Annotated in this window: 15 protein-coding genes and 1 pseudogene; 13 read left to right on the top strand and 3 right to left on the bottom strand. The window is 44.4% G+C overall.

What is annotated here, in order from left to right:
- Positions 1-1362, top strand: coding sequence for an efflux RND transporter periplasmic adaptor subunit (locus C2M32_RS19140; RefSeq protein ID WP_105169902.1), 1362 nt, complete (start codon positions 1-3; stop codon positions 1360-1362).
- Positions 1359-4475 (top strand): efflux RND transporter permease subunit, encoded by a 3117-nt coding sequence (locus C2M32_RS19135; protein WP_105169901.1) that lies wholly within the window; start codon positions 1359-1361, stop codon positions 4473-4475. The genes C2M32_RS19140 and C2M32_RS19135 overlap by 4 nt, the downstream gene beginning before the upstream one ends.
- On the opposite strand, the gene C2M32_RS19130 is transcribed toward C2M32_RS19135, so the two are convergent.
- The gene (locus tag C2M32_RS19130; RefSeq protein WP_105169900.1) at positions 4438-5781 is read right to left on the bottom strand and encodes an HD domain-containing phosphohydrolase; all 1344 of its coding nucleotides are present in this window, start codon (positions 5779-5781) and stop codon (positions 4438-4440) included. The two genes, C2M32_RS19135 and C2M32_RS19130, sit on opposite strands and share 38 nt — an antisense overlap.
- 90 nt (positions 5782-5871) lie before the next feature.
- Here C2M32_RS19130 and C2M32_RS19125 point away from each other — a divergent pair, with 90 nt between their 5' ends.
- The 8 genes from C2M32_RS19125 to C2M32_RS19090 all read left to right on the top strand — a co-directional run bounded on the left by C2M32_RS19125 (position 5872) and on the right by C2M32_RS19090 (position 17602).
- A complete protein-coding gene (locus C2M32_RS19125) occupies positions 5872-6996 on the top strand; it encodes an HDOD domain-containing protein (protein WP_105169899.1) in 1125 nt (374 codons plus the stop codon).
- 3 nt (positions 6997-6999) lie between these two features.
- The gene (locus tag C2M32_RS19120; RefSeq protein WP_105169898.1) at positions 7000-7545 is read left to right on the top strand and encodes a heme NO-binding domain-containing protein; all 546 of its coding nucleotides are present in this window, start codon (positions 7000-7002) and stop codon (positions 7543-7545) included.
- A 1-nt stretch (position 7546) separates the two neighbouring features.
- Complete coding sequence (locus C2M32_RS19115) at positions 7547-8512, top strand: sensor histidine kinase (protein ID WP_105169897.1); 966 nt, start codon at positions 7547-7549, stop codon at positions 8510-8512.
- A gap of 563 nt (positions 8513-9075) precedes the next feature.
- Positions 9076-12198, top strand: coding sequence for a glycosyl hydrolase family 18 protein (locus C2M32_RS19110; protein ID WP_105169896.1), 3123 nt, complete (start codon positions 9076-9078; stop codon positions 12196-12198).
- Positions 12199-12245: 47 nt separating this feature from the next.
- Complete coding sequence (locus C2M32_RS19105; RefSeq protein WP_105169895.1) at positions 12246-13682, top strand: lytic polysaccharide monooxygenase; 1437 nt, start codon at positions 12246-12248, stop codon at positions 13680-13682.
- Positions 13683-13806: 124 nt separating this feature from the next.
- Positions 13807-16266, top strand: a complete 2460-nt coding sequence (locus C2M32_RS19100; RefSeq protein ID WP_105169894.1) for a glycosyl hydrolase family 18 protein — start codon at positions 13807-13809, stop codon at positions 16264-16266.
- 200 nt (positions 16267-16466) lie between these two features.
- Positions 16467-16685: a DUF2798 domain-containing protein gene (locus C2M32_RS19095; protein WP_105169893.1), complete on the top strand. Its 219-nt coding sequence runs from the start codon at positions 16467-16469 to the stop codon at positions 16683-16685.
- A gap of 137 nt (positions 16686-16822) precedes the next feature.
- Positions 16823-17602 carry a substrate-binding periplasmic protein gene (locus tag C2M32_RS19090; RefSeq protein WP_442792723.1) on the top strand — a complete coding sequence of 260 codons (780 nt, stop codon included), beginning with the start codon at positions 16823-16825 and terminating at the stop codon, positions 17600-17602.
- Here the strand turns inward: C2M32_RS19090 and C2M32_RS19085 are convergent.
- Positions 17579-19096 (bottom strand): phospholipase effector Tle1 domain-containing protein, encoded by a 1518-nt coding sequence (locus C2M32_RS19085; RefSeq protein ID WP_105169891.1) that lies wholly within the window; start codon positions 19094-19096, stop codon positions 17579-17581. The genes C2M32_RS19090 and C2M32_RS19085 overlap by 24 nt on opposite strands.
- A 126-nt stretch (positions 19097-19222) precedes the next feature.
- Between C2M32_RS19085 and C2M32_RS19080 the strand changes: the two genes are divergently transcribed.
- The 3 genes and pseudogenes from C2M32_RS19080 to C2M32_RS19070 all read left to right on the top strand — a co-directional run bounded on the left by C2M32_RS19080 (position 19223) and on the right by C2M32_RS19070 (position 22856).
- On the top strand, positions 19223-21178 hold the full coding sequence (locus C2M32_RS19080) for a RecQ family ATP-dependent DNA helicase (protein ID WP_105169890.1): 1956 nt from the start codon (positions 19223-19225) through the stop codon (positions 21176-21178).
- Between the two features lie 62 nt (positions 21179-21240).
- Complete coding sequence (locus C2M32_RS19075; protein WP_105169889.1) at positions 21241-21651, top strand: hypothetical protein; 411 nt, start codon at positions 21241-21243, stop codon at positions 21649-21651.
- 15 nt (positions 21652-21666) lie between these two features.
- Positions 21667-22856: pseudogene (locus tag C2M32_RS19070) on the top strand (anhydro-N-acetylmuramic acid kinase).
- A 12-nt stretch (positions 22857-22868) separates the two neighbouring features.
- Here C2M32_RS19070 and C2M32_RS19065 read toward each other — a convergent pair.
- Positions 22869-23357, bottom strand: a complete 489-nt coding sequence (locus tag C2M32_RS19065) for a hypothetical protein (protein ID WP_105169888.1) — start codon at positions 23355-23357, stop codon at positions 22869-22871.
- Between the last annotated feature and the right edge of the window lie 31 nt (positions 23358-23388).

Raw genomic sequence — 23388 nt, 5'->3', positions numbered from 1 at the left:
ATGGCCTTAACTATTAGTATGATGACAGGTGGTAAAAAACGCTGGTTATTGGTTTTGCCCCTGATTGGCATCCTAGTGTTGCTCGTGTTAGTGAAATTAAAATCTGCACCAGAGCAAAAGGCGGATGGAACAGTTAAACCAGCCGTGGTTGTGGGAGTCGTCGAGGAGCGCATGTTAAAGCAGCATATTGTTGGTTATGGCCGTGCACAAGCCAAAAAAATATGGCGCGCTGTTTCGGAAGTTGAAGGTCGAGTGATATACAAACATCCCGACTTAGAAGTCGGCGCGTTATTGACTGCTGGTACGGTGGTGCTAAAAATTGACCCCGCAGATTATGAGCTCAAGTTAGCACAAGCAAAATATGATTTGAGTTCGGCGCAAGCTCGTGCGGATATGATTGAGTTTAATCAACAGAAAATGACTCAGTCATTGCGTTTGGAGTCTGATAGACTCGATATTTTGCGCCAAGAGCTCAAACGAAAAACAGATTTACTGAAAAAAGGTTCAGTGTCTCAGTCTGTGGTTGATCAGCAGCAAAGTCAGGTATTTTCACAGCAGCAAAAAGTCTTGGAATTAAAAACCAGTATTGATCTTATTCCTTCTGACTTTGCGGTAGCACAAGCAAGTGTACTAGCGCAGCGCGCTCGGGTTGAGGAAGCAGAGCTGAAGCTCAGTAAAACGATTATTACCTTGCCACAAGATAGCCGTATTACACAGGTAAATATTGAGCAGCAGCAGGTAGTTACGCTACGTTCAACATTGCTCGAAGCTCGTCACCTAGGCATCATGAAAGTGAATGCACAGTTTAATCATTCGCAAGCTCGCGCGCTACTCAGTCGGGTTTGGCAAAATCAGGATATCAAAGCACAGGGCTTTCCTGATGTGCGAGCACTACCTTTACAAGCCACGCTTGTTTATTACCAAGGAGCCGCTACAACTGAAGCCAACCCATCGGCTGCAAGCTTGCATTGGCCGGCCAAAGTAACACGGATCACACAAGGTGGTGAGGCCCATAGCAATAGCTTACAAATGGTTTTAGAGACACGTAACCAATGGCTTAACTTCGATCCGATTAAGCAGCCACCATTACTGGAGGACATGTTTGTAGAAGTCAAAGTTACTAGTCCAGCACAGTCTTATTTGAGCTTGCCATTGTCAGCACTTAGAGGCAAATACGTGTTTGTGGTTGAAAGGGGGAGACTGCACAAAAAACCAATCGCAGTGCTGTTCACCACTTCGCAGTATGCTGCCATAGACAGTGAGTTGGCAGACACCGTAAAAAGAGGTGAACGGGTATTAATATCAGACATCCTACCCACCCTTGATGGTATGCAGGTGACAGTGGTGGAGGAATATCCATGATTGCTTTTTTTGCTCGCCACCCAACCGCGGCTAATTTATTGATGCTGATAATATGTATGGCTGGTCTGGTTGCTTTACCTGAACTGAAACGGGAAACCTTTCCTGAATTTAGTAGTGATAAAATACAAGTGAGTGTGATTTATCCTGGTGCTAATCCGAGTGAGGTTGAACAAGCATTGTGTGTGGTGATGGAAGAGGCCGTAGACGGGGTTAATGGCATTGCAACGCTTAGTTGTGAGTCTCGAGAAGGAGTAGCCAATTTGCTCATTGAGGCGCAGGAAGGAGTCGCCGCAAGCACTTTACTCTTCGATGTGAAAACACAAATAGATGCCGTTGATAACTTTCCCCAACAGATAGAAGCGCCCATTGTAAAAGAGTTAGGTCGTGATCAACACCTTATATCTTTGGTTGTGAGCGCGGATATACCCTTGCACAAGCTAAAGCAATATGCCCAACAATTGAAAGATAAATTAAAACGCCAAAGCGACATCGACATCATAGATATAGAAGGATTCTCAGACCAACAGATCAAAGTAGAACTGTCTTTATTTAAATTGCGTGAGTATGGATTGTCTGCGAGTGATTTGGCGGCATTGTTGCAAAAGCAGAATATCAAACTGCCAGTTGGGGAAATTAGCCAAGACGGTAAAACCATGGCCGTACGCTTTGATCAGCAACGCGTGGCGGCCCAAGAACTTGCGGGTTTAACAATAAAAAGCCTCAGTAATGGTGAACAAGTTTATTTACGTGACGTGGCGACATTAAGTGAAGGTTTTGAGCTGGACGAAGAGCAAGTCGTGTTTAATGGTCAGCGTGTCGCGTTACTGAATATTAAAAAGGCTAAGCATCAAGACGCCATAACGCTTGTCGCCGACATAAATGAGTTTGTCGCTCAAGAACAACGGCTTGCTCCCCAAGGCGTCACACTGACATTGACCCAGAACACAGCGCAAATCATAGAAGACAGGCTGACAATGCTGTTAGGCAATGGCTGGCAAGGGTTTGTACTTGTGCTGGTGGTTATGTATTTGTTTTTCTCATTTCGCTATTCATTTTGGGTCTCTATGGGACTGCCGGTGTCATTCTTGGGGTCCTTTGCCTTGATGATGTTGATGGGAGTGAGCATCAACATGATTTCTATGGTGGCGTTGCTAATGTCAATTGGTATTTTGATGGATGATGCCATTGTCATTGCGGAGAGTATCGCGACTAAGGTTGAACAAGGTAAAGAGTTGGATAAAGATGTGGTCGAAGGGGTTATTCAAGTTGCCTCGGGTGTCTTTTCATCATTTTTAACGACCATAGTGGTATTTATCGGGTTGGCCTTTATTAGTGGTGATATTGGCAAGGTGCTAAAAGATATTCCACTGGTGTTAATTGCGACCATTTTTGTCAGCATCATTGAAGCTTTTTTTATTTTGCCAAATCATCTGCTGCATTCACTGCGTCACAATCAACACAGAACAGTGTCACCTTGGCCGTTTAAACAACGCTTTACCCAAGCATTTGAGTGGTTCAGAACGACGACTTTAGTCATAGCGGTGCACTGGTGTGTACAACAGCGCTATCGGTTTATTGGTGCAGTATTGCTGCTATTTTTTGTCTCTGTCGCTTTAATGGCCGGTGGTATTGTAAAGTTCAAGGCTTTTCCTCAGTTAGAGGGAGACACTTTGGAGGTACGCTTATTGCTGCCACCCAACAGCGCCTTTTCTGATACACAAGCCGTTGTTGAAAAATACACTCAGTCACTCGCGCTTGTCAGTAACACATTGTCAGAACAAGAAATCAGCCCGCTGGTTGAACATGTGACTGTGCAATATAACCGTAATTCTGATGCCTATGAGCAAGGGGAGCATTTGGCGACCATACGCGTGGATTTGCTCACAGCACAACAACGACAAACCAAAATGGCACAGTTAGTTGAGTTGTGGCGAGCAGAAGTTAGCGAGGTTGCGGGGGTGAGAGCCGTATCGTTTAAAGAACCTACCCTCGGACCTGCGGGGCGAGCAATAGAAATTAGACTGCATGGCAATGAGTTGGATGAGTTGATGGAAGCTTCTGAAACCCTCAAAGCTCAGCTGGCTCAGTATGTCGGTGTATCAAATGTGATGGATGATTTACGGCTGGGCAAACACGAGTGGCGTGTAAGTTTGAAGCCAGGGGCTTTATCACATGGCATTGATGGTCAGGCGGTCGCCACTCAATTGCGCAGTGCTTTGTTTGGCCAAATTGCTACCGAGGTGCAAAGGGACAACACCAGTATTGAGGTGTATGTACGGTTGCAGGAGCGAGATAAAAATAGCATAGACAGTTTGCTGAATTATCCAATCAAGCTCAGTACAGGTCGGCAGGTACCGCTGGGAAGTATTGCACAACTTAGCCTAGAGCAAAGCGTTACACGTATAAACCGTGTGGATGGTCAACGTACAGTGACTGTCACCGCAGATGTAGACGCCCTCGTAGCCAACACCAATGAAGTAGTCGCTCAGTTACAAAAACAGACTATAAAACCTCTGCTTGAGCAAAATCCACAGTTACGTGTTAGCTATGAAGGTGAGATTAAAACGGGTACACAGACAGGGCAATCAATGGCGGGTAAATTTTTACTTGGGCTGATTGGCGTGTTTGTGATCTTAAGTTTTCAGTTTCGTAGTTATTTTGAACCCATTATGGTTATGTTGGCAATTCCTCTGGCTTTAATCGGTGTGATATGGGGACATTTTCTGATTGGTTTTGACTTATCTATGCCAAGCATGATTGGCTTTATTTCTTTGGCTGGCATCGTTGTGAATGACTCTATCTTATTAGTTGCGTTTATAAAACAGCACGAAAATGATGGTAAGAGCCTTGAAGAAGCCGCAGTCATGGCTGCAAAAGCACGATTTAGAGCCATATTTATCACGTCTGCCACCACCATAGCGGGCACTTTGCCACTGTTACTGGAAACCAGCTTACAAGCACAGGTCGTGCAGCCTTTGGTAGTGAGCATGGTGTTTGGGATGGCACTGTCGACATTATTAATTGTCTTTGTTCTGCCGTCCATATATGTGCTTTTGGAGGACTTTAACTTGACGTCTAAGCACCATTTGCATGATGGCTTATCATCAACCTGAATGGCGTGGGTTTGTGGTGCTCCAGTTGTCTGAGCTTTGCGATGGAGACTTTGGTAAACACGTGACCTTTTGGTAGTAGCATGATCCCTTGATGATTGTGTACGGGAAGACCCAGTACCATACCTGGTTGGAGTTGTTCACTATTGAGGATCTGCATTGAGCCTGCTTGTTCGTTGTTTCGCTTGTGCAGCTGTCCTGCGCAAGCCTCAAGCGCAGCGACGACTCGTGGGCTATAAAAGTGCTCACTAAACGCTTTTATGTGGGATAGCGCGTCTAGTTGCTTTTCGTCATCCGCTTTTTGGTTAAGTGCCATGTATTGCCAATAATCTCTTGCCACGGCAAGAATCTGTGCGCATATAGGAATTGCATTGCGTTTTAAGCCCTTAGGTATGCCTTCGCCATTGTATTTCTCATATTGATGATAGATGGCTTCGGTTACATCGTTCATGTGTTGCGCCGGCATGAGCATCAACTGTGCTGTTGCTGGGTGGGTATAGTACAGTTTCTTTTGTTGGTCTGTTAATTGACTTGTTGGCACCTTGTATAGTGCGGGGTCCATTGCAAGCAAACCGACTTGAGCTAAAAAGCCTGCCATACCTGCGGTGGCTATCGTTTCTCCATCAAGTTTGAGTTGCTTAGCAACTAGGCGACAGGTTTTTGCGATATTGCTGGCCAGTTTGCCATCAATATACGGATTGGCGTTGATAAAGTTGTATAACAGCTCAACGGTTGAACGATGCTCGTGTTGCTCATGTTTATGTTGAGCCTCAAGCTTTTTGAGAACTTGTCTAATCTGTTGTGTGCGTTTTTCAACAAGTTGCTCAAGAGAATGATTTAACTCGTTAAGTTGCTTATTTTGCGCCAGCACATGCTCTTGTAATATGGCATTATGTTTGGTTAGTCGATACTTTTCTATGGCTTGCTTAACAGCGTGAACTAAATGGTCATTTTCCCAAGGTTTGTTCATGTATGCATGGATCTTAGCTTTATTGATGGCATCAATGGTGGCTTCTATGTCAGCATAGCCGGTCAGCAGCATACGTTGTGAGTCAGGTGCGGCACTCTTTGCCCTTGTTAAAAACTCCAAGCCATCCATATTTGGCATTCTCATATCACTGATCACGACATCAAATTCATGACTTTCCATCGCCGAGAGTGCTTCTTCGCCCGAAGTAAATGTAGTCGTTTGTATTTTATGGTGATTTAGAAGGCGCGACAAAGCGCGTAGCACGCTCGGCTCGTCGTCCAACAGCAGCACCTGTGCAGGACGTTTTTCTAGTTGGCTAAGCTTCTCAATATCTTGCATAAAAAACAGTGAATTACAAAAATGTGTATGTAAATAAATTTAGACTAAGCTGTCTATATACACAATTTCCCATCGCAGGATAAAAGTTACATGACTGAGCTGACGATAAACATACTGCTGATTGATGACGATGAGTTAGTGCTTAAGGCACTGTCTCGTTCATTGAGCCGCTTGTATGAAAACGCAGTGATTGTCAGCCTGCAACACAGTGAAGAGTTTGAAAGATGTCTTCATGAACAGGGCGAACCCGATATTATTCTTTGTGAGGTGCAGCTCGGTGCGGTTTCTGGACTGGAGGTATTGTCTCGCGCCAAGGTATTGTGTCCTTGTGCGATTAGATGCTTGCTCAGCGGGGATCTTCAAGAGGAATATCGATTTCAAGTCGATAACACCATTCATTTTCATCTAGTCAAGCCATTTACCCATACCCATTTACAGCAAGTCATTACTAACACTTTGATCCTTAAAAGCTTGCCACTTACTAAGCTCACCCGTGTAAAGTTGGGACAAATTACAGGGTTGCCTTGTTTAACAGCGAGTATCTCAGGATTGATGGAAGCGCTACAACATGGCTCTCCAGATATTAATGAACTTGTGGATTTGTTGAATCATGACCCTGCTTTGGTTGGTAAGTTACTGCAAATCGCAAATTCTGCATTCATGGGTTACCAAACCCATACTGCTGATGTCAAAGAAGCGGTCGTTCGAATCGGCTTGGTTGCATTGAAGGCATTAGTCACTTGTTATGAGATGTCACAGCTATTTATTAATCGGCTAAAACAAGCTCGAATCGAAGCTTTGATTGATGAAGCTTTGGAGAAGGCTTTAATGGCTAAATCGCTAACACGTTATTTGAAGCAAAGTAGCGATGTGCAGCAAAATGCATTTGCGTGTTGCTTGCTAAGTGCGGTTGGGGTTTTGACCAAAGAATGTGTTTTGCCGCAGCATGCGTCAAACTCGGTTTCAAGCTACGCATTGGCTGCTTATCTCCTCGCATTGTGGGGATTCGACGAGTCATTAGTTCGAGCGCAACTGGTTAATGATCTGCCGCTTGAACCAAATATATCTTTGACGTTACTCCATGCTGTGACTGAGCAGCTGATGCAAAAAAAAGTGTTTGATCTCACCCCTGAGCTTTATTCACGATTACAGGTATGTGGTCAGTTCGATGCGTTAAGGGCTTGGTATCAGAGTAGAGAACACAAGGTAGAGTGAGTTATGAAAGGGATCATTTTTAGAGGCTTGGAAGAGCTGGTTGTGCAAGCATATGACATTTCGGTGTGGGAAAAGCTACTGGAAAAACATGCCCCAGAAGATCGGGTATATGTGTCTGCGAAAAACTATCCCGATGAAGAGCTTTTTGCTTTGGCGCAGGAGGTTGCGCTGGTCGTTGATAAGCCTTTGTCGGATATTTTGAGAACTTTCGGTGAGTTTCTGTTTGCCTATTTAACTCAAAAACATAGTGAGATTTTGCTCCAGTTTAAAGATTTTAGTTCGTTGATCATGGGAATCGATACGGTGATCCATGCTGAAGTTGCGAAGCTCTATCATGAACCTAACTTGCCGCAAATTCGATGTGAAAAAATCAATGAAAACAATATATTGATGTTTTATCGTTCCAATAGAAAGCTGTGTTTTTGTGCTGAGGGACTCATTAATGGTGCCGCCGCATTTTACCAGATGAATGTGAATATAGATCATCAAAAATGCATGCATGAAGGTGAACAAGAATGTACTTTGCTGCTTACTTTCAAGGAAAAATAACATGGTTAAATCAACTGACGAATACTATCGTGCATACCTGAGAGAGAAGCAAGCAAGGGACGAGCTAGAGCATATCCTAGAAGAAAAAACCAGAGAGTTGTACCAGTCAAACAAAGCATTGGAGGAAAAGGTAATACAACTGCAAAACCAACAAGCAGTACTGATGCAAACCGAAAAGATGGCAACATTAGGCACGCTATCGGCAGGTGTGGCTCATGAAATCAACAATCCATTGGCGTACGCCATGAGCAATTTAGAAAGTCTCAATTATGTTAAGCCGATTATTCATGAGCTGTTAGTCATCGCAAAGAAAGTGTTGGATGACCAGTTAAGTCCTGAAGAATTTAAAGTAGCGTTGCAACGTTTAGATCAGCAGCAGTCATTTAATTTTTTGTTGGACGATATTGATGAGCTATTGGACGATGCTCAGGAAGGGTTGAGAAGAATAGGCGCTATCGTCAAAAATTTACTGAGTTTTGCTAGACCTAAAAACAACTTGTTGGCAATGGCAGATATCGGTGAATCTTTAGAAGGCGCGATAAAGCTATTACATAACCAGCTAAAAAATACACATTTGATCTGTAATATACAGCCTATACCACTTAGCTACTGTAACTTAGCGGCGCTCAACCAAGTGTTTGTTAACCTCCTACTCAATGCTCAACAAGCGTGTGAAGGACATGTACAAAAGGCTGAAATAGTAGTTGAACTATACAGTGAACAGGACTGTATCTATTTGAGTGTTGAGGACAATGGTTGCGGCATGAGTGAACAAACGATTGCACATATTTTTGAGCCCTTTTTTACCACTAAACCTGTCGGTCAAGGAACGGGAATGGGAATGGCCATTGTTTATGGAATAATAACTGAACATCAAGGGGTTATAACAATCGAAAGCACGCAGGGCCGTGGTAGTAAAATTTTATGTAAGCTACCAGTTTTAACTGAACCTTCCACTACCCTTTAATCATACTTTTTATCTAGTTCTTCGTTGTATTCTTGACCTCTCGGATCTGACAGGATGTAGAGTCAGTGTCATTTCATTAGCTCCATAACGAATATCAAAACAAGTTTAAATAACTAAAAAGTATAGGTTTGCACAATTCTTATTGACGTTAACGTAAACGTAATTCGGTTGTGAGTTATATTTATTTATAGCAAAAATGATCTTCTTATATTTTTTTGAAATATATAAATTGCAGCTCATTCGGATTAGTTTTTCTTCGATTTAGCTATAAAAATTATTTTTAATATGACACTTAGGTTTCACAACCTTTTGTTTTTAGATATTAAATTTTTTATCTCTAGTAAATTCATTATGAATCCATTTCATGTAATTACTGAAAAGAATGGGATGATCTTTGTTTGGTTTTTTTTCGATTTTTATACGAATATATTACTACTCTTACCCCGAACGGCTTGCATGGCAGGATGAAAAGTGAACAAAACGTGATTGACGCTCCTAATTTATGTGTTAGCTTTAATGTTAATTTGTTAAACAAAAGTTACATGTAAAGGTCGGAGATAATCATGAGTTCACAAAAATTACTCAAGTCGGCACTCAAACTGAGTGCCTTAACTTTAGGGTTAATGGGGGCGCAATCACACGCATACGATTGCACCGGTGTCCCAGTATGGCAGCCAGGTATGACGCTTACAGCGGGTAACGTGGTTCAACAAAATGACGTAGCCTATGAGGCCAAATGGTGGACTCAATCAGAGCCAGAAACACATTCTGGTCCGTGGCAAGAATGGAAAAATTTGGGTGCTTGTGACAGCGTTGTCATTAACAAAGATCCAAAAATCAACCAGTTAAGCCCGATTGAAGGTTCTGAGTTTAATGTTAATGACAGCGTTGCCATTATCGCTAATGCAACTGATGAGGATGGTACAGTTAGCAAAGTTGACTTTTACGTAAATGGCTCATTAATCTTGACGGATACGTCAGGTACAAATGACAATTTTGAAGCGGCTTGGACTGCGGTAGAAGGCACGCACACCATTTCAGTTAAAGCGACGGATAACGAAGGTGCGGTATCGAGTATGCTCAGTCACCAAGTGATTGTGAAAAGCGATACTCCTGTTAACAAAGCGCCTGTGGCTGTACTTGATCTGGTGAATTTACCACCGAAAGTAACCGTGGGCTCTAGTGTTAAGTTCGCGCTTTCAGGTACGGATGAAGATGGCTCTGTGACTAAATTGAGCTTTGCTGTTGATGGCACAGAGGTAGTGGCGACAAATGGCACAGCAACAGAGCACACTTGGGTTGCAACGGAGCTGGGTCAAGTAACCTTTACCCTAACCGTGACCGACAACGAAGGTGCTACGGGTCAGATCAGTAAGCAAATTAACGTGGTGAGTGATAATCCAGGCACTGATGATTGTAAACCTGAGGGCCTATATCAAACGCCGGGTGTGAATACACCATATTGTACGGTTTATGATCAAAATGGTCGCGAGATCATGGGGCAAGACCATCCTCGCCGTGTTATTGGTTATTTCACCAGTTGGAGAAATGGTGCGAATGGTCAGCCTAGTTATCTGGTAAAAGATATCCCTTGGGACAAAATTACGCACATCAACTATGCATTTGCTCATGTTGATGCAAATAACAAAGTTTCGATTGGCGATCCAAACGCAGCGGGTAACCCTGCAACCAACATGGAATGGCCTGGTGTTGCAGGTGCTGAAATGGACCCAAGCTTGCCTTACAAAGGGCATTTTAACCTGCTTAACAAATACAAAAAGCAGTATCCAGATGTGAAAACACTGATTTCTGTGGGTGGTTGGGCAGAAACTGGCGGATACTTTGGTTCAGATGGCAAACGTGTGAACAGCGGTGGTTTTTACACCATGACAACCAATGCTGATGGTTCTGTAAATCATGCTGGTATTGATGCATTTGCAAAAAGTGCGGTTGAATTCATCAAAAAATATGGTTTTGATGGTGTCGACATTGACTATGAATACCCATCATCAATGGACGACTCTGGGCACCCCGATGACTTCCCTATTTCTAACGCTCGTCGCGCTGGTTTAAATGCTTCTTATCAAGTGCTGATGAAGCGTTTACGCGAAGAGCTAGACAAAGAAGGTGAAAAAGATGGCCAGCACTATATGCTGACGATTGCATCGCCATCTTCAGGTTACTTACTACGTGGTATGGAAACTTTCCAGTCAGTTAAGTATCTGGATTATGTGAATATTATGTCTTACGACTTACATGGAGCTTGGAACTCTCATGTTGGTCACAATGCTGCGTTATTTGATACTGGTGAAGATTCTGAGCTTAAACAATGGAACGTCTATGGCACGCCTGAGTTTGAAGGCATTGGCTATTTAAATACGGATTGGGCGGTCCGTTACTTCAGAGGTTCAATCTCAGCGGGTCGTATTAATATCGGTATCCCTTACTACACCCGTGGTTTCCAAAATGTGCAAGGCGGTACCAATGGTCTATGGGGTCAAGCTGCACTGGCAGACCAAGCAAACTGTCCGCCAGGAACAGGTAAAGGCGATAAAAACAAATGTGGTAATGGCGCGGTAGGGATTGATAACTTATGGCACGATAAGAATGATGTGGGGCTAGAAGTTCCTGCAGGTTCAAACCCACTTTGGCATGCTAAAAACCTACAGCAAGGCGTTACGCCAAGCTACCTTAGTGACTATGGCCTTGACCCTGAGAACGATCCAACTGATCAGCTGACAGGCACCTATACTCGTCATTATGATTCTGTTGCCGTGGCTCCATGGTTGTGGAATGAACAGAAAAAAGTGTTCATTTCTATCGAAGATGAGGAGTCAATGGGAGCGAAGGTTGATTATGTTATCAACAACGGCCTTGGCGGTATCATGTTCTGGGAGCTGGCTGGGGATTTTGATTACAATGCCGCAACCGGTGAATACTTTATGGGGTCGAGCCTGACCAAACTTGCTTATAACAAGTTTAACCAAAGTGGTGCACCATACAACGTTCATCAAGGTAACGCAGACTTCCAGTTACCTGCCAAATCGGTCGATGTCAGCTTTGTGGCGAAGGACTTCCCATTAGGGGATGCAAACTATCCAATTAGCCCAACATTCTCGTTTACTAACAACTCACAAATTGATTTAACCGGAGCGAAAATCTCCTTCGATGTGCCAGTAGCAACATCAGCCATCTTTAAATCAAACTGGAATGCCACCGAAAAGCTTGGTATGGCGGTTGAGGTAAATGGCTCGAACGCTGCGGGTAATAACATCGGCGGCTTTGAAAATGAGTTCCACCGCTTCTCAATCACGTTGAAGAACGAATGGGGTGGTACAGCTAAGTCATTCAAACCAGGTGAGACTGTTAACGCACAAGTGATGTACTACATGCCAATCACAGGGCCTATCAACTTTATCGCAGAGAAAGATGGTAAGAAGTTCGCCTTCAAGTATGAATATCCACAACTACCTGAAGCCGTACCGGGTGATGATGGTGGTGAACCTGTGACAGAGTGTGAAGGCACACCGATTCAAGACATTGTTGTATATCCAACGCTACCGCGTGGTACACATGCCGCACAAGGTGATTTAGTGCGCCAAGGCGACATTATCTACAAAGCAAAATGGTGGACTAACAAAGCCCCAGAAGGCAGTAGCGATTATCAATTGGCTTGTAGCCTGTAACGATTGGACGGGCAGCAATATGCTGCCCATCTTTGGAGCATACAACGATGAACAGCAAGTTATTTAAAACCCCTTTGCTGGTTGCAAGTATCAGCACTGTGTTTATGAGCGCCGTGAGTTACAAGGTCAATGCCCATGGCTTTATGGATTTTCCCAAAGCAAGGCAATCAATTTGCGAAGCGCAAGGTGGCTACTGGTGGCCTGAAGATGGCTCAAACATACCAAATCTAGCATGTCGCGCGGCATTTCTTGAGTCTGGTTATGTCCAGTTTATTCAAGAGCATGAGTTCTCAGTCAATACCGCGAATTACAACGATCAAAGTGCCGTTGAAGCCAATGTACCTAACGGTCGATTGTGCGCTGGGGGAGACAATCAAAAACGAGGCATGGATGTGCCTTCCGCACATTGGCAAAGTACGGAAATTATGCCAAATGCTAATGGTGAAGTAGCAGTAAGGTTTAGAGCTACCACGCCACACAATCCAAGCTTTTGGAAGTTCTACCTTACCAAGCCGGGTTTCGACAGAGCAACGGACACCGTGCGTTGGGAAGACTTAGAGCTTATCACTGAGTTGGGTAACGTAGAGTTTGTCAAAGACCCAGATGGTAAACGCTTTTATGACATGAAGGTGAGCATTCCTCAGGACCGCGTTGGTGAGGCTGTTTTGTATACACGCTGGCAGCGCATTGATGTGGTGGGCGAAGGTTTTTACAACTGTAGCGATGTGACCATCGTACGTGATACCGGGCCCATTCAATGGAGCAGCGCCGGTTACTTTGTTTCCCAAGGGCAGCAAGCACAGGTGGGTGACACGGCATGGGCGCGGGTATTCGATGAAACAGGTAAAGAACTGGTGAGTACGTCGTTGAAGGTGACCGATTTCAACCATGGCAACTGGGCTGAACAATTGGCGCAAATGTTAAACCTTGATCATGCCAGTATTATGAAAATTGGGGTTAAAAACAGCGATGGCGAGATCCAGTTTGATGCGCAAAATCTGCTCTCTAATGAAGTGTTTGTGAGTAACTCAGGGTATAGCTACAACCTGACACTACAATCTGCACCGGACAATACACCACCGCAAATCCATCAGCCAGATCCGCTTGTGATGGATGAACTGTCGAGTGCAACATTACATCTTCATGCTTTTGATGATGAGCAGCAAACTTTGTCATATCAATGGCAGGTGCCACAAGAACTGAGCTGGACAGGAACGGGTGCAACGATTGAGTTGTCGGCCCCTGAGGTGTCAGCAGACACTGAGTATACCATCGATGTAACTGTGTCTGATGGCGAATTGAGTACATCGGCGAAAGTGTCAGTAACGGTGAAAAATGTCATTCAGTCTGAGTTTCCAGCGTGGCGTCCAGAGGCGACCTATGTGGGCGGAGATAAAGTATCTCACAATGGTAAAAACTATCAGGCGAAGTGGTGGACGAGAGGTGAAGAGCCTGGCACCGCTTTGGTTTGGCTTGCGCTGTAATGAGTTAAATACCGCCACAAATGGGTGGCGGTACATTGTGAGCAGTTGGGTTAATTTGGTATTGGTACAACAATCATCCACCTTTATTGGCTGGATATAACATGTAAATAAGGTTGAGAAAGTAATGAAAGTAAAACAACTTACAGGGGCAATTGCCCTGGCGATGATGTCTGGAGCGGTCGTTGCGGCTCCGTCAACACCAAGCTTAAGCTGGGAAGCACAGCAATACTCTTTTGTTGAAGTAAACCTAGACGGCGCTGGCTCTTATAAAGATCTAGTAAAAGCAAAAGAGCAGGTTAACATCAGCATTAAATGGAATGCTTGGAGTGGCTCGGGTGGCGATGGCTACAAAGTGTACTTTGATGACATGCTTGTAAATGAAGGGTCGTTACCTGCTGGAACAAAGAGCGGCACCATTGAGTTCCCTTACACCAGTTCAGGTCGCCATACTTTGTATGTTGAGCTATGTGAAGGCCAAACCTGTGCGCGCAGTGCAGGTAAGCCGATTGTGATTGCAGACACAGACGGTGGTCATTTAGACCCACTACCTATGAATGTGAACCCAAATAATAAAGATTATGGTACTAACCCGAACTACGTGACAGGCGCGTATTTTGTAGAGTGGGGTATCTATGGCCGTAATTTTGATGTAACAAAAATTCCTGCCCAGAACTTATCGCATTTACTATATGGCTTCATTCCAATTTGTGGCGAGAATGAATCACTGAAACAAATCGAAAATGGTAACAGTTGGCGAGCGCTACAAACTGCTTGTGCGGGCAGTGCAGATTATGAAGTGGTTATTCATGACCCTTGGGCTGCGGTTCAAAAAGCATTGCCGGGTGTTGACTCAAAAGATCCTATCCGTGGTACGTATGCGCAGTTAATGGCACTTAAGCAACGTTATCCTGATCTGAAAATTCTACCTTCAGTAGGTGGTTGGACACTTTCGGACCCATTCCATGGTTTTACTACCAAAGCGAATCGTGACACTTTTGTCGCATCAATGAAGAAATTCCTCAAAACTTGGAAGTTTTATGATGGTGTGGACATCGACTGGGAATTCCCAGGAGGTGATGGTCCTAACCCTGACTTAGGCGATCCGGTTAATGATGGTCCTGCGTATGTCGCATTAATGCAAGAGCTGCGCGCGATGTTAGATGAGCTTGAAGCTGAAACAGGACGTCAGTACGAACTTACTTCTGCAATCGGCTCAGGCTATGACAAGATTGAAGATGTTGATTATCAAGCTGCTTCTCAGTACATGGATTACATCTTCGCGATGACTTATGACTTCTACGGTGGTTGGAACAACGTCACAGGTCACCAAACTGCTCTTTATTGTGGTTCTCACATCAGCACGGATGAGTGTAATGGTACAGGTCTAGATGACAAAGGTGAGCCGCGTAAAGGCCCAGCTTATAGTGCTCACAACGCTATCAAGTTGCTACTTGCGCAAGGTGTTGACTCTAAGAAACTGGTAATGGGTGCAGCAATGTACGGCCGTGGTTGGGAAGGCGTAATGGAAGCAAACGCAACTATTCCGGGTAACCCAATGACTGCGCCGGGGAATGGTAAATTCACAGGCTCTACTTCTGAAGGTGTTTGGGAAGCGGGCATCATGGACTACAAAGGCATTGTTGCTAACTTGTTAGGTCCAAATGGCACAGGTATCAACGGTTTTGAAGCGGGTTATGATGATCAGGCTGAAGGTGCGTATGTGTGGAACCGTAGCAATGGTAAATTGCTCACTTATGATAACCCTCGCTCAGTGATGGCCAAAGGTAGCTATGTAAAAGTGAACGATTTGGGCGGTTTATTCGCTTGGGAAATTGACGCGGATAACGGTGATATTTTAAACGCTATGCATGAAGGTCTCGCTGGCGATTTACCGCCTAACCGTGCACCGGTAGTATCAGTTGATAGTCAAGTAAATGTAAGCAATGGCGGCACTGTGACTGTTACGGCAACGGCAACAGATGCCGATCGTGATGCGCTTACGTATTCGTGGACGGGGGATGCGGCATTAACGCTTGCAAATACCAACTCAGCTAGTGTTTCAGTGACAGCACCTACAGTTGCATCAGATACAAACTATGTACTGACTGTTACGGTGTCAGACGGTAAAGTTGCGGTGTCTAAAGATGTCACAGTGACTGTTACTACTGCCTCAAACTCAGCACCAGTGTTACAACCAATTGCTGATGTGATGGTAGATGAGTCGGCTCAAGTCAGTGTCAGTGCAACGGCGACTGACGCTGATAATGATGCCTTGACTTACTCTTGGGATGTACCAGCTGGTCTGACACTAGTGGGCTCTGGTGCAAATGTTAGCCTCAGTGCGGGTGAAGTTGCACAAGACACTATGTATACCGTGTCGGTGACGGTTTCAGATGGTAAAGCATCAGTTTCTGAGTCTTTTAAAGTGACAGTGAAAGACGTGTCAGAGCCAGTAAATGCTTGGGATCGCAACACGGTTTACTGGGGTGGCGATGTTGTTGTTCACCAAGGTAAGCAGTATCGAGCTAAGTGGTGGACTCGTGGTGAAGAACCAGGCACTGCGATGGTTTGGCAAGCGCTTTAATCACAATGAGCAAAATGCTGAATACCTGAGGGTTGACTCAAGGACGAGCGCAGCAAATGCCAATTGAGTAATATGACGCCAGCGCATAAAGCGCTGGCTTTTTTGTTTGTCAATTTTGCTAAAGCAGTATTACGTCTAGATTTAACGAGCATGATCTTATATCCTGCCCGTTCTGGAATTGCTGTAGGACATTCGCTGCCATGCCATCACTCAAACACCGTATCGTTTTTACTTTGTTACTGTCACTTTTTCTCTCAATTCTAATGACGTTATGGGTGACCTATATCAATCTGGGGTTAGGAGAGCACTTTTTGATTGATTGGGGACGGGCATTTTTGTTAGCTTGGCCTGCCGCCGCGGTGATTTCATTTTTCAGTGCGCCAGTTGCGCAAAGAATTACGCAAAAATTACTGACCTAGTCCGTTATCAAGGTAAAATCCACAAATAGAAACCTTACTTCAGGTATAGTTGCAGCTGATCTCTGTACTTAATTGGTAATATCTCGTTATTCTTCCATACTCAAGTGAGCGCTTTTAATTTGGGTTGAAGTAGCAACTTGTATTACAGACTCATTTTCGTTTTATTGATTTTCTTTACGCATTACTCTCATAGTTGTGAACGCACTTTTAAAGTAGGTGTAGGCACGTCTTGGCCTCCTTATGTCATGTACGAGGCGGAACGTTACTTTGGTGTAGATATTGACGCGACCAAACACATCTTTGCTAAAGCCGGATTATGTATTCGCTTTGTTAAACTACCCTCTTCAGCGAGAGGGATCACCGAACTTGAAAAAGGTTTTATCGATATTTTGCCTTCGGCTAGTTACAACGAACAGCGGGCTAAAATAGCTTATTTCAGTGCCGAATATCGCAGAGAGCGGATGCGTTTGTTTACCTTGTCTGCGTTGGATGAGGTTGAAAGTCTTAGTGAGTTGTTTACACAAGGGTATTTATTTACAGCGAATCCCGGTGCATATTATGGTGAGGAATTAGCGAGTATTTTACGCATTGAACAGTTTAAAGACAATTACTTTGAGGTAGCTAGTCTCTCGCAGCGCATGGAATTAGTGCGTCGTGGCCGTGTGGACTTTTTAATTGAAGATGAGGCCAGTGGCATATATTACAAAAACCGCTTGGGTTATGACACGCTCCGAGTGCATCCCTATGTGATCCATGACAATGGCATTCATTTTATGCTCAACAAAGATGCTTTTGATATCGAGCAAGTGGCGCAAATAAATCGGGCAATCAGCTTGGTCTCAGAGCAACTCAAAGCGATTGAGCTAAAATACCAAGCTGACCTTCATGATTCCTTATCCCAATCGAGTCACTTCTAGCTCAATTGCTCCGCGGTTTAGTCCATAATCACAACAAATATCATTGGCAAAAGGTGTGAACTCGCCATGTTCATGAATCTTTATATCACCACCACCATTGAGCGAGAAGGCGAGGTTGTCATCAGCATTGATACAACCTACGAGTGAAAACCAAGGCCTACCCGGTAATCGCTTATATGGTTCCATCATTTCAATGGGGAGTTGTTTAACGCCGATGGTGCGATGGTCTCTTTGCCAGCCACTCGCTGTGACGCGTATGTCTTTGTCGTACCAAACTTGATTATTGATAGGTTCCATTCGATAAGTTGCGCCTTTTTCTAACCAAAGTCCGGTGTGATTATAGGGCTCACAGGCATACACCTTGACGTTTCTACGCTCACCTACTTGGAGAATATTGAGTTGTTGGGTGGGCAGTTCAATATGTGGATTAATACCAACACACTCTAGGGTTTCTCCATTGGCGTATTCCAATTGATGCTTTAGACCCTTAAGCGATTCGGGGCGATAACTACTATGGTTATAGATCCGTTTTGCAACACTGTGGTGAACTATAGGAGGGATGTCAGTGACTTGATTGTCTTTCATGACAACACATAATCGGTGTGTTGCTTTGAAGTTGATGTTACTCCAAAAATAATCATGCTGGTGGCTGGGTGCGAGCGCATCTGGTTTAATGGCTAGATCATCGGCATCTATGAGCAAGGTACCATCGTTTGGCAGTAAGCTTTGATAATCTATTTGTTCACGAGTGAGCAATTGTAGTTGTACAGGTTGTGTCAATAGCCACTCTAAGCTGTAGCGTAAACAAATATCCGATAAGCCACTGCGATAAAAACCACCGCCGACGTCAGAGTGACTGCCAGCGAACCATACTTCATGGACGTTTGGGGCGTGGTTAAATAAGGTTGCTTCAAAGGCGCGGCGCTTGTCATCAAGGCTAACGCAATGCAGAGCCGCTGCTACATTATCAGGAACATCATGATCTGAAAAAATTACATGTTCCGTGCCGCAGGTTGCTTTGGTAATTTTGCTAAATCCAATTGAGGCAATCGTATCGAAAACACACAGATATACGTTACTATCAATATGTTTCTCTAGGCACTTTGCAAATCTTCTCGCTAATGCTGCGCCACGACTAAAACCGATCAATACAATTTTGTCACCTGCTTGATAATGTTGTTCAAAGTCATGCATTGCGTGTGACAAAATACTGGCCACATCACAACTTTGTGGTGCCAAAATCTGATTTAGTGTCTTTTTTACTGTGCTCCCCTGATTACCTATGCCGCTGTAATAGAAACACTTTTGAGAAGGGAAATGGCTTTGAGCCTGAGGGTGAATACGCCCCCCTAGCAGCAAGTGTAGTTTTAACACGTTGCTTATTTCACAGTCTTCTTTGAACTGCTCAGCGCTGTATTGTTGGCTATCTCTGGGTTCACTCCCTGTGCCGTCAAAACTAAAAACCAATAATGAAGGTTCGGATGGATTAAACATGGCTTTCTCCTCTTATGCACAGAAATGAATTTGCCAACGCACGCTAAAAGTTGCGTATTAGCGTTAATGCTAAACACAAAATATGATACTTTTAAGTCAAGAAATTACTTCAATTGAGACCCTATCATGGAGCATGGACAGCAGTTGCTAGAAAGCTTATCGCAACATTTTGGTTTTGCCAGTTTTCGTCCTGGTCAAGCGCAAACAATTTCACATTTATTGGCGGGTCATTCTTCGCTTGCGATTTTTCCAACTGGATCGGGCAAATCGTTGTGCTACCAATTAACAGCGTTACACCTGCCCAATTTAACTCTGGTGGTTTCTCCTTTGTTGGCACTGATGCAGGATCAGGTGGCATTTTTGCAACGCAATGGGATTGCCGCTGCAACATTGGACTCCAGTCAATCAACAGAGCAAAGCCAGAGTGTGATGCAAGGTGTACGTAAGGGCGACATTAAAATTCTTATGGTGTCGGTTGAGCGTTTCAAAAATGAACGTTTTCGGGAATTCATCACTGGTATTGAGGTGTCGATGTTGGTGGTCGATGAGGCACATTGTATTTCGGAATGGGGCCATAATTTTAGGCCCGACTATTTAAAGCTTCCCGACTACCGACGTGAGCTAAATATTCCATTAGTTCTGCTACTGACTGCGACCGCTACTAAGAAAGTCAAGTTCGATATGGCAAAACGCTTTGCTATTGAGCCTCAGCACATCGTGCAAACGGGCTTTTATCGACCGAATTTAGATTTGTCGGTTCGTAGCGTAAAAGAGCAGGATAAACTCGTGCAGTTGCTGCAATTGATCCGCGCACAACAAGGCGCTGGCATCGTTTATGTGACGTTGCAACAACAAGCACAGCAGGTGGCAAAGCAGTTACAAGCTTCTGGCGTTAAAGCTGAGGCTTATCACGCTGGACTTGAAGATGAGACTCGCCGCCGTGTGCAACAGCAGTTTATGGATAATCAAATTCAGGTAGTGGTAGCGACCATTGCTTTTGGTATGGGTGTAGATAAGTCTGACATCCGCTTTGTAATTCATCATGACTTACCCAAATCAATCGAAAACTATAGTCAAGAAATCGGTCGTGCGGGGCGAGATGGTCAACCAGCATATTGCACCGTACTTGGCAATTTGGACTCAGTGGCAACCGTTGAAAACTTTGTTTATGGTGACACTCCTGAGCGATCGGGCATTGAATATGTCATAACTCAATGTCTGAAAGAACAAACTGGTGGCAAGTGGGAAGTACAGGAGTTACCTTTATCAAAAGCGAGCAATATTCGCGTTTTGGCATTGAAAACGCTGTTGGTACAACTGGAAATCCAAGGGGCAATCACTGCCAAGTATGCCTTTTATGCCGACTTTAGGCTCAAGTTTGTTACTCCCCAAGGAAAGTTACTCAATCGCTTTGACTCCACCAGACAAGCATTTTTGAACTTGATATTCAGTCATACCCAGTTTAAGAAAGTATGGGGAACGGTAGATATTCAGGCGCTGGTTGCAAATGGAGCCGACAGGCAAAGAGTGGTTGCTGCACTTGATTATTTGCATGAACAAGGCCTCATTGAGCTGGAAAGTAAACGATTGGTGCAGGTATACGATGTAAATACCAACGCCTTATCGCAGCCTGAGTTAGTCGATAATTTGTATCACTATTTTAAAGAAAAAGAGCAAGCTGAAATAAAGCGTATAGCGGCGATGTTACGATTTTTTGAGTTAGACCGTTGTTTAAGTGCAAATTTGGCATACTACTTTGATGATCATCAAGTCCCCCAGTCCTGTGGCCATTGCAGTGTCTGTTGTGCTCAAGTGGTGCGTCTGAGTTTAAGTCAGACCCCCAATATGCCCGAAAATGATACGCTGCGTAACTATGTGTTTGCCATGCACAAGCACTTGCGACAAGGTGGTGTTCAGCCTAGTAAAGAGACGGTTATCCGATTTCTGGCGGGGGTCACTACGCCATTTATCAGTCAGTATAAATTAAAACAACTACCAGGTTTTGCCTGCTGCGAAGGGCTGCGCTTTGCGCAAATATCAGATAAAGTTCAGCAATTAGCGCTGGTCCCAAGTGAGCATTAAGCCTGCTAGGGTCATCGTATATTCAGCGATGCCAATATAATGTGAGTCATAGGAGTATGATTATGAAATTGTATTTAATATCTTTTTTACTGGCGTTTAGCTGTGTAAGTATTGCAGGGCAGAGTATTTATACATTCGATGGCAACATTACCAACATCCCACCCAGCGCCTTTGTTAACGACGGTAGGCAGTATCCGAAAATCAGTGATTTCAGCGTGCAAGGGTATTACCCGATGAGTACTGAGCAAGGGGATAGAGCGGCACTGATCACTCTTAAAAACGTCGCCAGTGGCAAGCGTTTTCTACAAGCTGAGCATGTAATGGCCGTGTTGGCCGATGGTACGCGTCATACGCCTGTTACGACGGTGAACAAGCAAGCACTGGAAGGGCTACAAACGGTTACTTTGACGTTAGAGTTTGGCCGCCACGACTATCCGATTGTAAGCGTGTATACTTCTGAAAAACTAAAATAAACAATGTCAATTTCTATGCATCCACATATTGAAAAACTATACCAAAGTGCAGCTAAATCTGAGCGTTTGATCATCGGCCTGATGAGCGGTACATCACTGGACGGTTTAGATGTTGCGTTATGTCGCATTGCAGGTAGTGGTCGAGATACGCAAGTGGAAGTACAGGCGTTTACCACGTGTGCTTACCCTCAGACGGTTAAAGATAAAATATTATCAGTGTTTGCGAAGCAAACTGTCAGTCTAGAATATTTGACTTTATTAAATGCTTGGCTCGGCACATATCATGGCGAATTAATCAACCAGTGTTTAAAAGACTGGCAAATTGACGCCGATGATGTCGATGTTATTGCCAGCCATGGACAGACCATTTTTCACTGTCCAAAGCATCAGCACCAGTACAGCGACTTTGGTAATGCCACCTTACAAATAGGTGATGCAGACCATATTGCGGTTACGACTGGCATCACTACGGTGGCCGATTTTAGACAAAAGCATATTGCCGCGGGGGGCGAAGGCGCGCCTTTGGCGCAATATGGAGACTATTACTATTTTGCAAGCGATAAAGAACATCGCGTGTTGTTGAATATGGGAGGGATTGCCAATTTGACGTATTTGCCAAAGGGAACTGACTTGGAAGGTGTTGTGTGTAGCGATCTAGGCCCAGGAAATACGCTAATGGACGCTTATATGCGCGAGCACTTTTCACAACCCTATGATGGGAGTGCAAAGCAGGCTAAACAAGGGAAGATAAATCAGGCGTTGTTAGAGAGGTTATTGGCTGAGCCCTTTTTTACGCTTTCCTTGCCAAAAACAACGGGGCCTGAGGTGTTTAACTTGGCGATGTTGCAACGCGCACAACAAGACTCTGATACACGCCAGCTCAGCCATCAAGATGTAATGGCAACTTTAAGCGCGCTCTCTGCTAACGTTATTGCGACACACATTAATTCGCTGTGTCGTGAGCAAACCATGGTGTATTGTAGCGGTGGCGGTGTACATAACCCTTTGCTAATGCAGCAAATTAATCAACAATTGGCAGCGCATATTAGTTTGTATAGCAGTGACACGCTGGGTATTCATCCTGACGCCAAAGAAGCGGTGTTGTTTGCAATGCTGGCCAATGAGTGCTTAGCAGGTAAAAGTTCAAGGCATACAGGCAAACCGTACCAAATATCACTATGGGCAAAGTGAGTTTTGCGGATTAGCCTTTAGGCGTGCTAGAAAATAGCCAATAGAGATGCCATCAGGTTGGTTGTATGGCGTTTAACAGCGGATGCAACCAAAGAAGGTGAAGCTTTTGTTTCGACCGACTTATTCATAGACGATGCGTTATTGATATAGGCGTTGTATTCCACCGTATTTTTAACCATACCATGGCGACCCACCAAGCTTAGTTGCACTATGTACTCCCCCGACTGCCCTTGACCTTTCAATATGAGGTTTTGGTGACCTGTGTCTAATGCATGTTTTGTCACAGGGGTTTCTGCGCTGAAGCTTGCAGCGCGGGCGGTTACAGAGGTTGCGTATAACGCAATGGCATCGCCAAGCTGAGCATCAAACGGCAGCTCACATAAAAACGGCAGACCCATATCATGATATTCAAGTTGCAAGGTATCGTACTGCAATGCGTGCAGACATGCCTGATCTTCAGCATGTTCATCTAATGCGCGAGCCGAAAAACTCAGCAGTACTGGTGGTTGTGTCATCGTCTTCGAGTGGTGGTTGATTTTAAGTGGG

Origin of the sequence: Pseudoalteromonas sp. T1lg23B (assembly GCF_002964665.1) — a bacterium.
Taxonomy (GTDB): domain Bacteria; phylum Pseudomonadota; class Gammaproteobacteria; order Enterobacterales; family Alteromonadaceae; genus Pseudoalteromonas.
The sequence above is the reverse complement of the archived record's forward strand: the minus strand, read 5'-3'. Positions and strand labels throughout refer to the sequence as shown.

Excerpts from the sequence above, each read along its gene's own strand:
- C2M32_RS19140 (WP_105169902.1), top strand. The coding sequence starts at position 1 with ATGGCCTTAACTATTAGTATGATGACAGGTGGTAAAAAACGCTGGTTA.
- C2M32_RS19135 (WP_105169901.1), top strand. The coding sequence starts at position 1,359 with ATGATTGCTTTTTTTGCTCGCCACCCAACCGCGGCTAATTTATTGATG.
- C2M32_RS19130 (WP_105169900.1), bottom strand. The coding sequence starts at position 5,781 with ATGCAAGATATTGAGAAGCTTAGCCAACTAGAAAAACGTCCTGCACAG.
- C2M32_RS19125 (WP_105169899.1), top strand. The coding sequence starts at position 5,872 with ATGACTGAGCTGACGATAAACATACTGCTGATTGATGACGATGAGTTA.
- C2M32_RS19120 (WP_105169898.1), top strand. The coding sequence starts at position 7,000 with ATGAAAGGGATCATTTTTAGAGGCTTGGAAGAGCTGGTTGTGCAAGCA.
- C2M32_RS19115 (WP_105169897.1), top strand. The coding sequence starts at position 7,547 with ATGGTTAAATCAACTGACGAATACTATCGTGCATACCTGAGAGAGAAG.
- C2M32_RS19110 (WP_105169896.1), top strand. The coding sequence starts at position 9,076 with ATGAGTTCACAAAAATTACTCAAGTCGGCACTCAAACTGAGTGCCTTA.
- C2M32_RS19105 (WP_105169895.1), top strand. The coding sequence starts at position 12,246 with ATGAACAGCAAGTTATTTAAAACCCCTTTGCTGGTTGCAAGTATCAGC.
- C2M32_RS19100 (WP_105169894.1), top strand. The coding sequence starts at position 13,807 with ATGAAAGTAAAACAACTTACAGGGGCAATTGCCCTGGCGATGATGTCT.
- C2M32_RS19095 (WP_105169893.1), top strand. The coding sequence starts at position 16,467 with ATGCCATCACTCAAACACCGTATCGTTTTTACTTTGTTACTGTCACTT.
- C2M32_RS19085 (WP_105169891.1), bottom strand. The coding sequence starts at position 19,096 with ATGTTTAATCCATCCGAACCTTCATTATTGGTTTTTAGTTTTGACGGC.
- C2M32_RS19080 (WP_105169890.1), top strand. The coding sequence starts at position 19,223 with ATGGAGCATGGACAGCAGTTGCTAGAAAGCTTATCGCAACATTTTGGT.
- C2M32_RS19075 (WP_105169889.1), top strand. The coding sequence starts at position 21,241 with ATGAAATTGTATTTAATATCTTTTTTACTGGCGTTTAGCTGTGTAAGT.
- C2M32_RS19065 (WP_105169888.1), bottom strand. The coding sequence starts at position 23,357 with ATGACACAACCACCAGTACTGCTGAGTTTTTCGGCTCGCGCATTAGAT.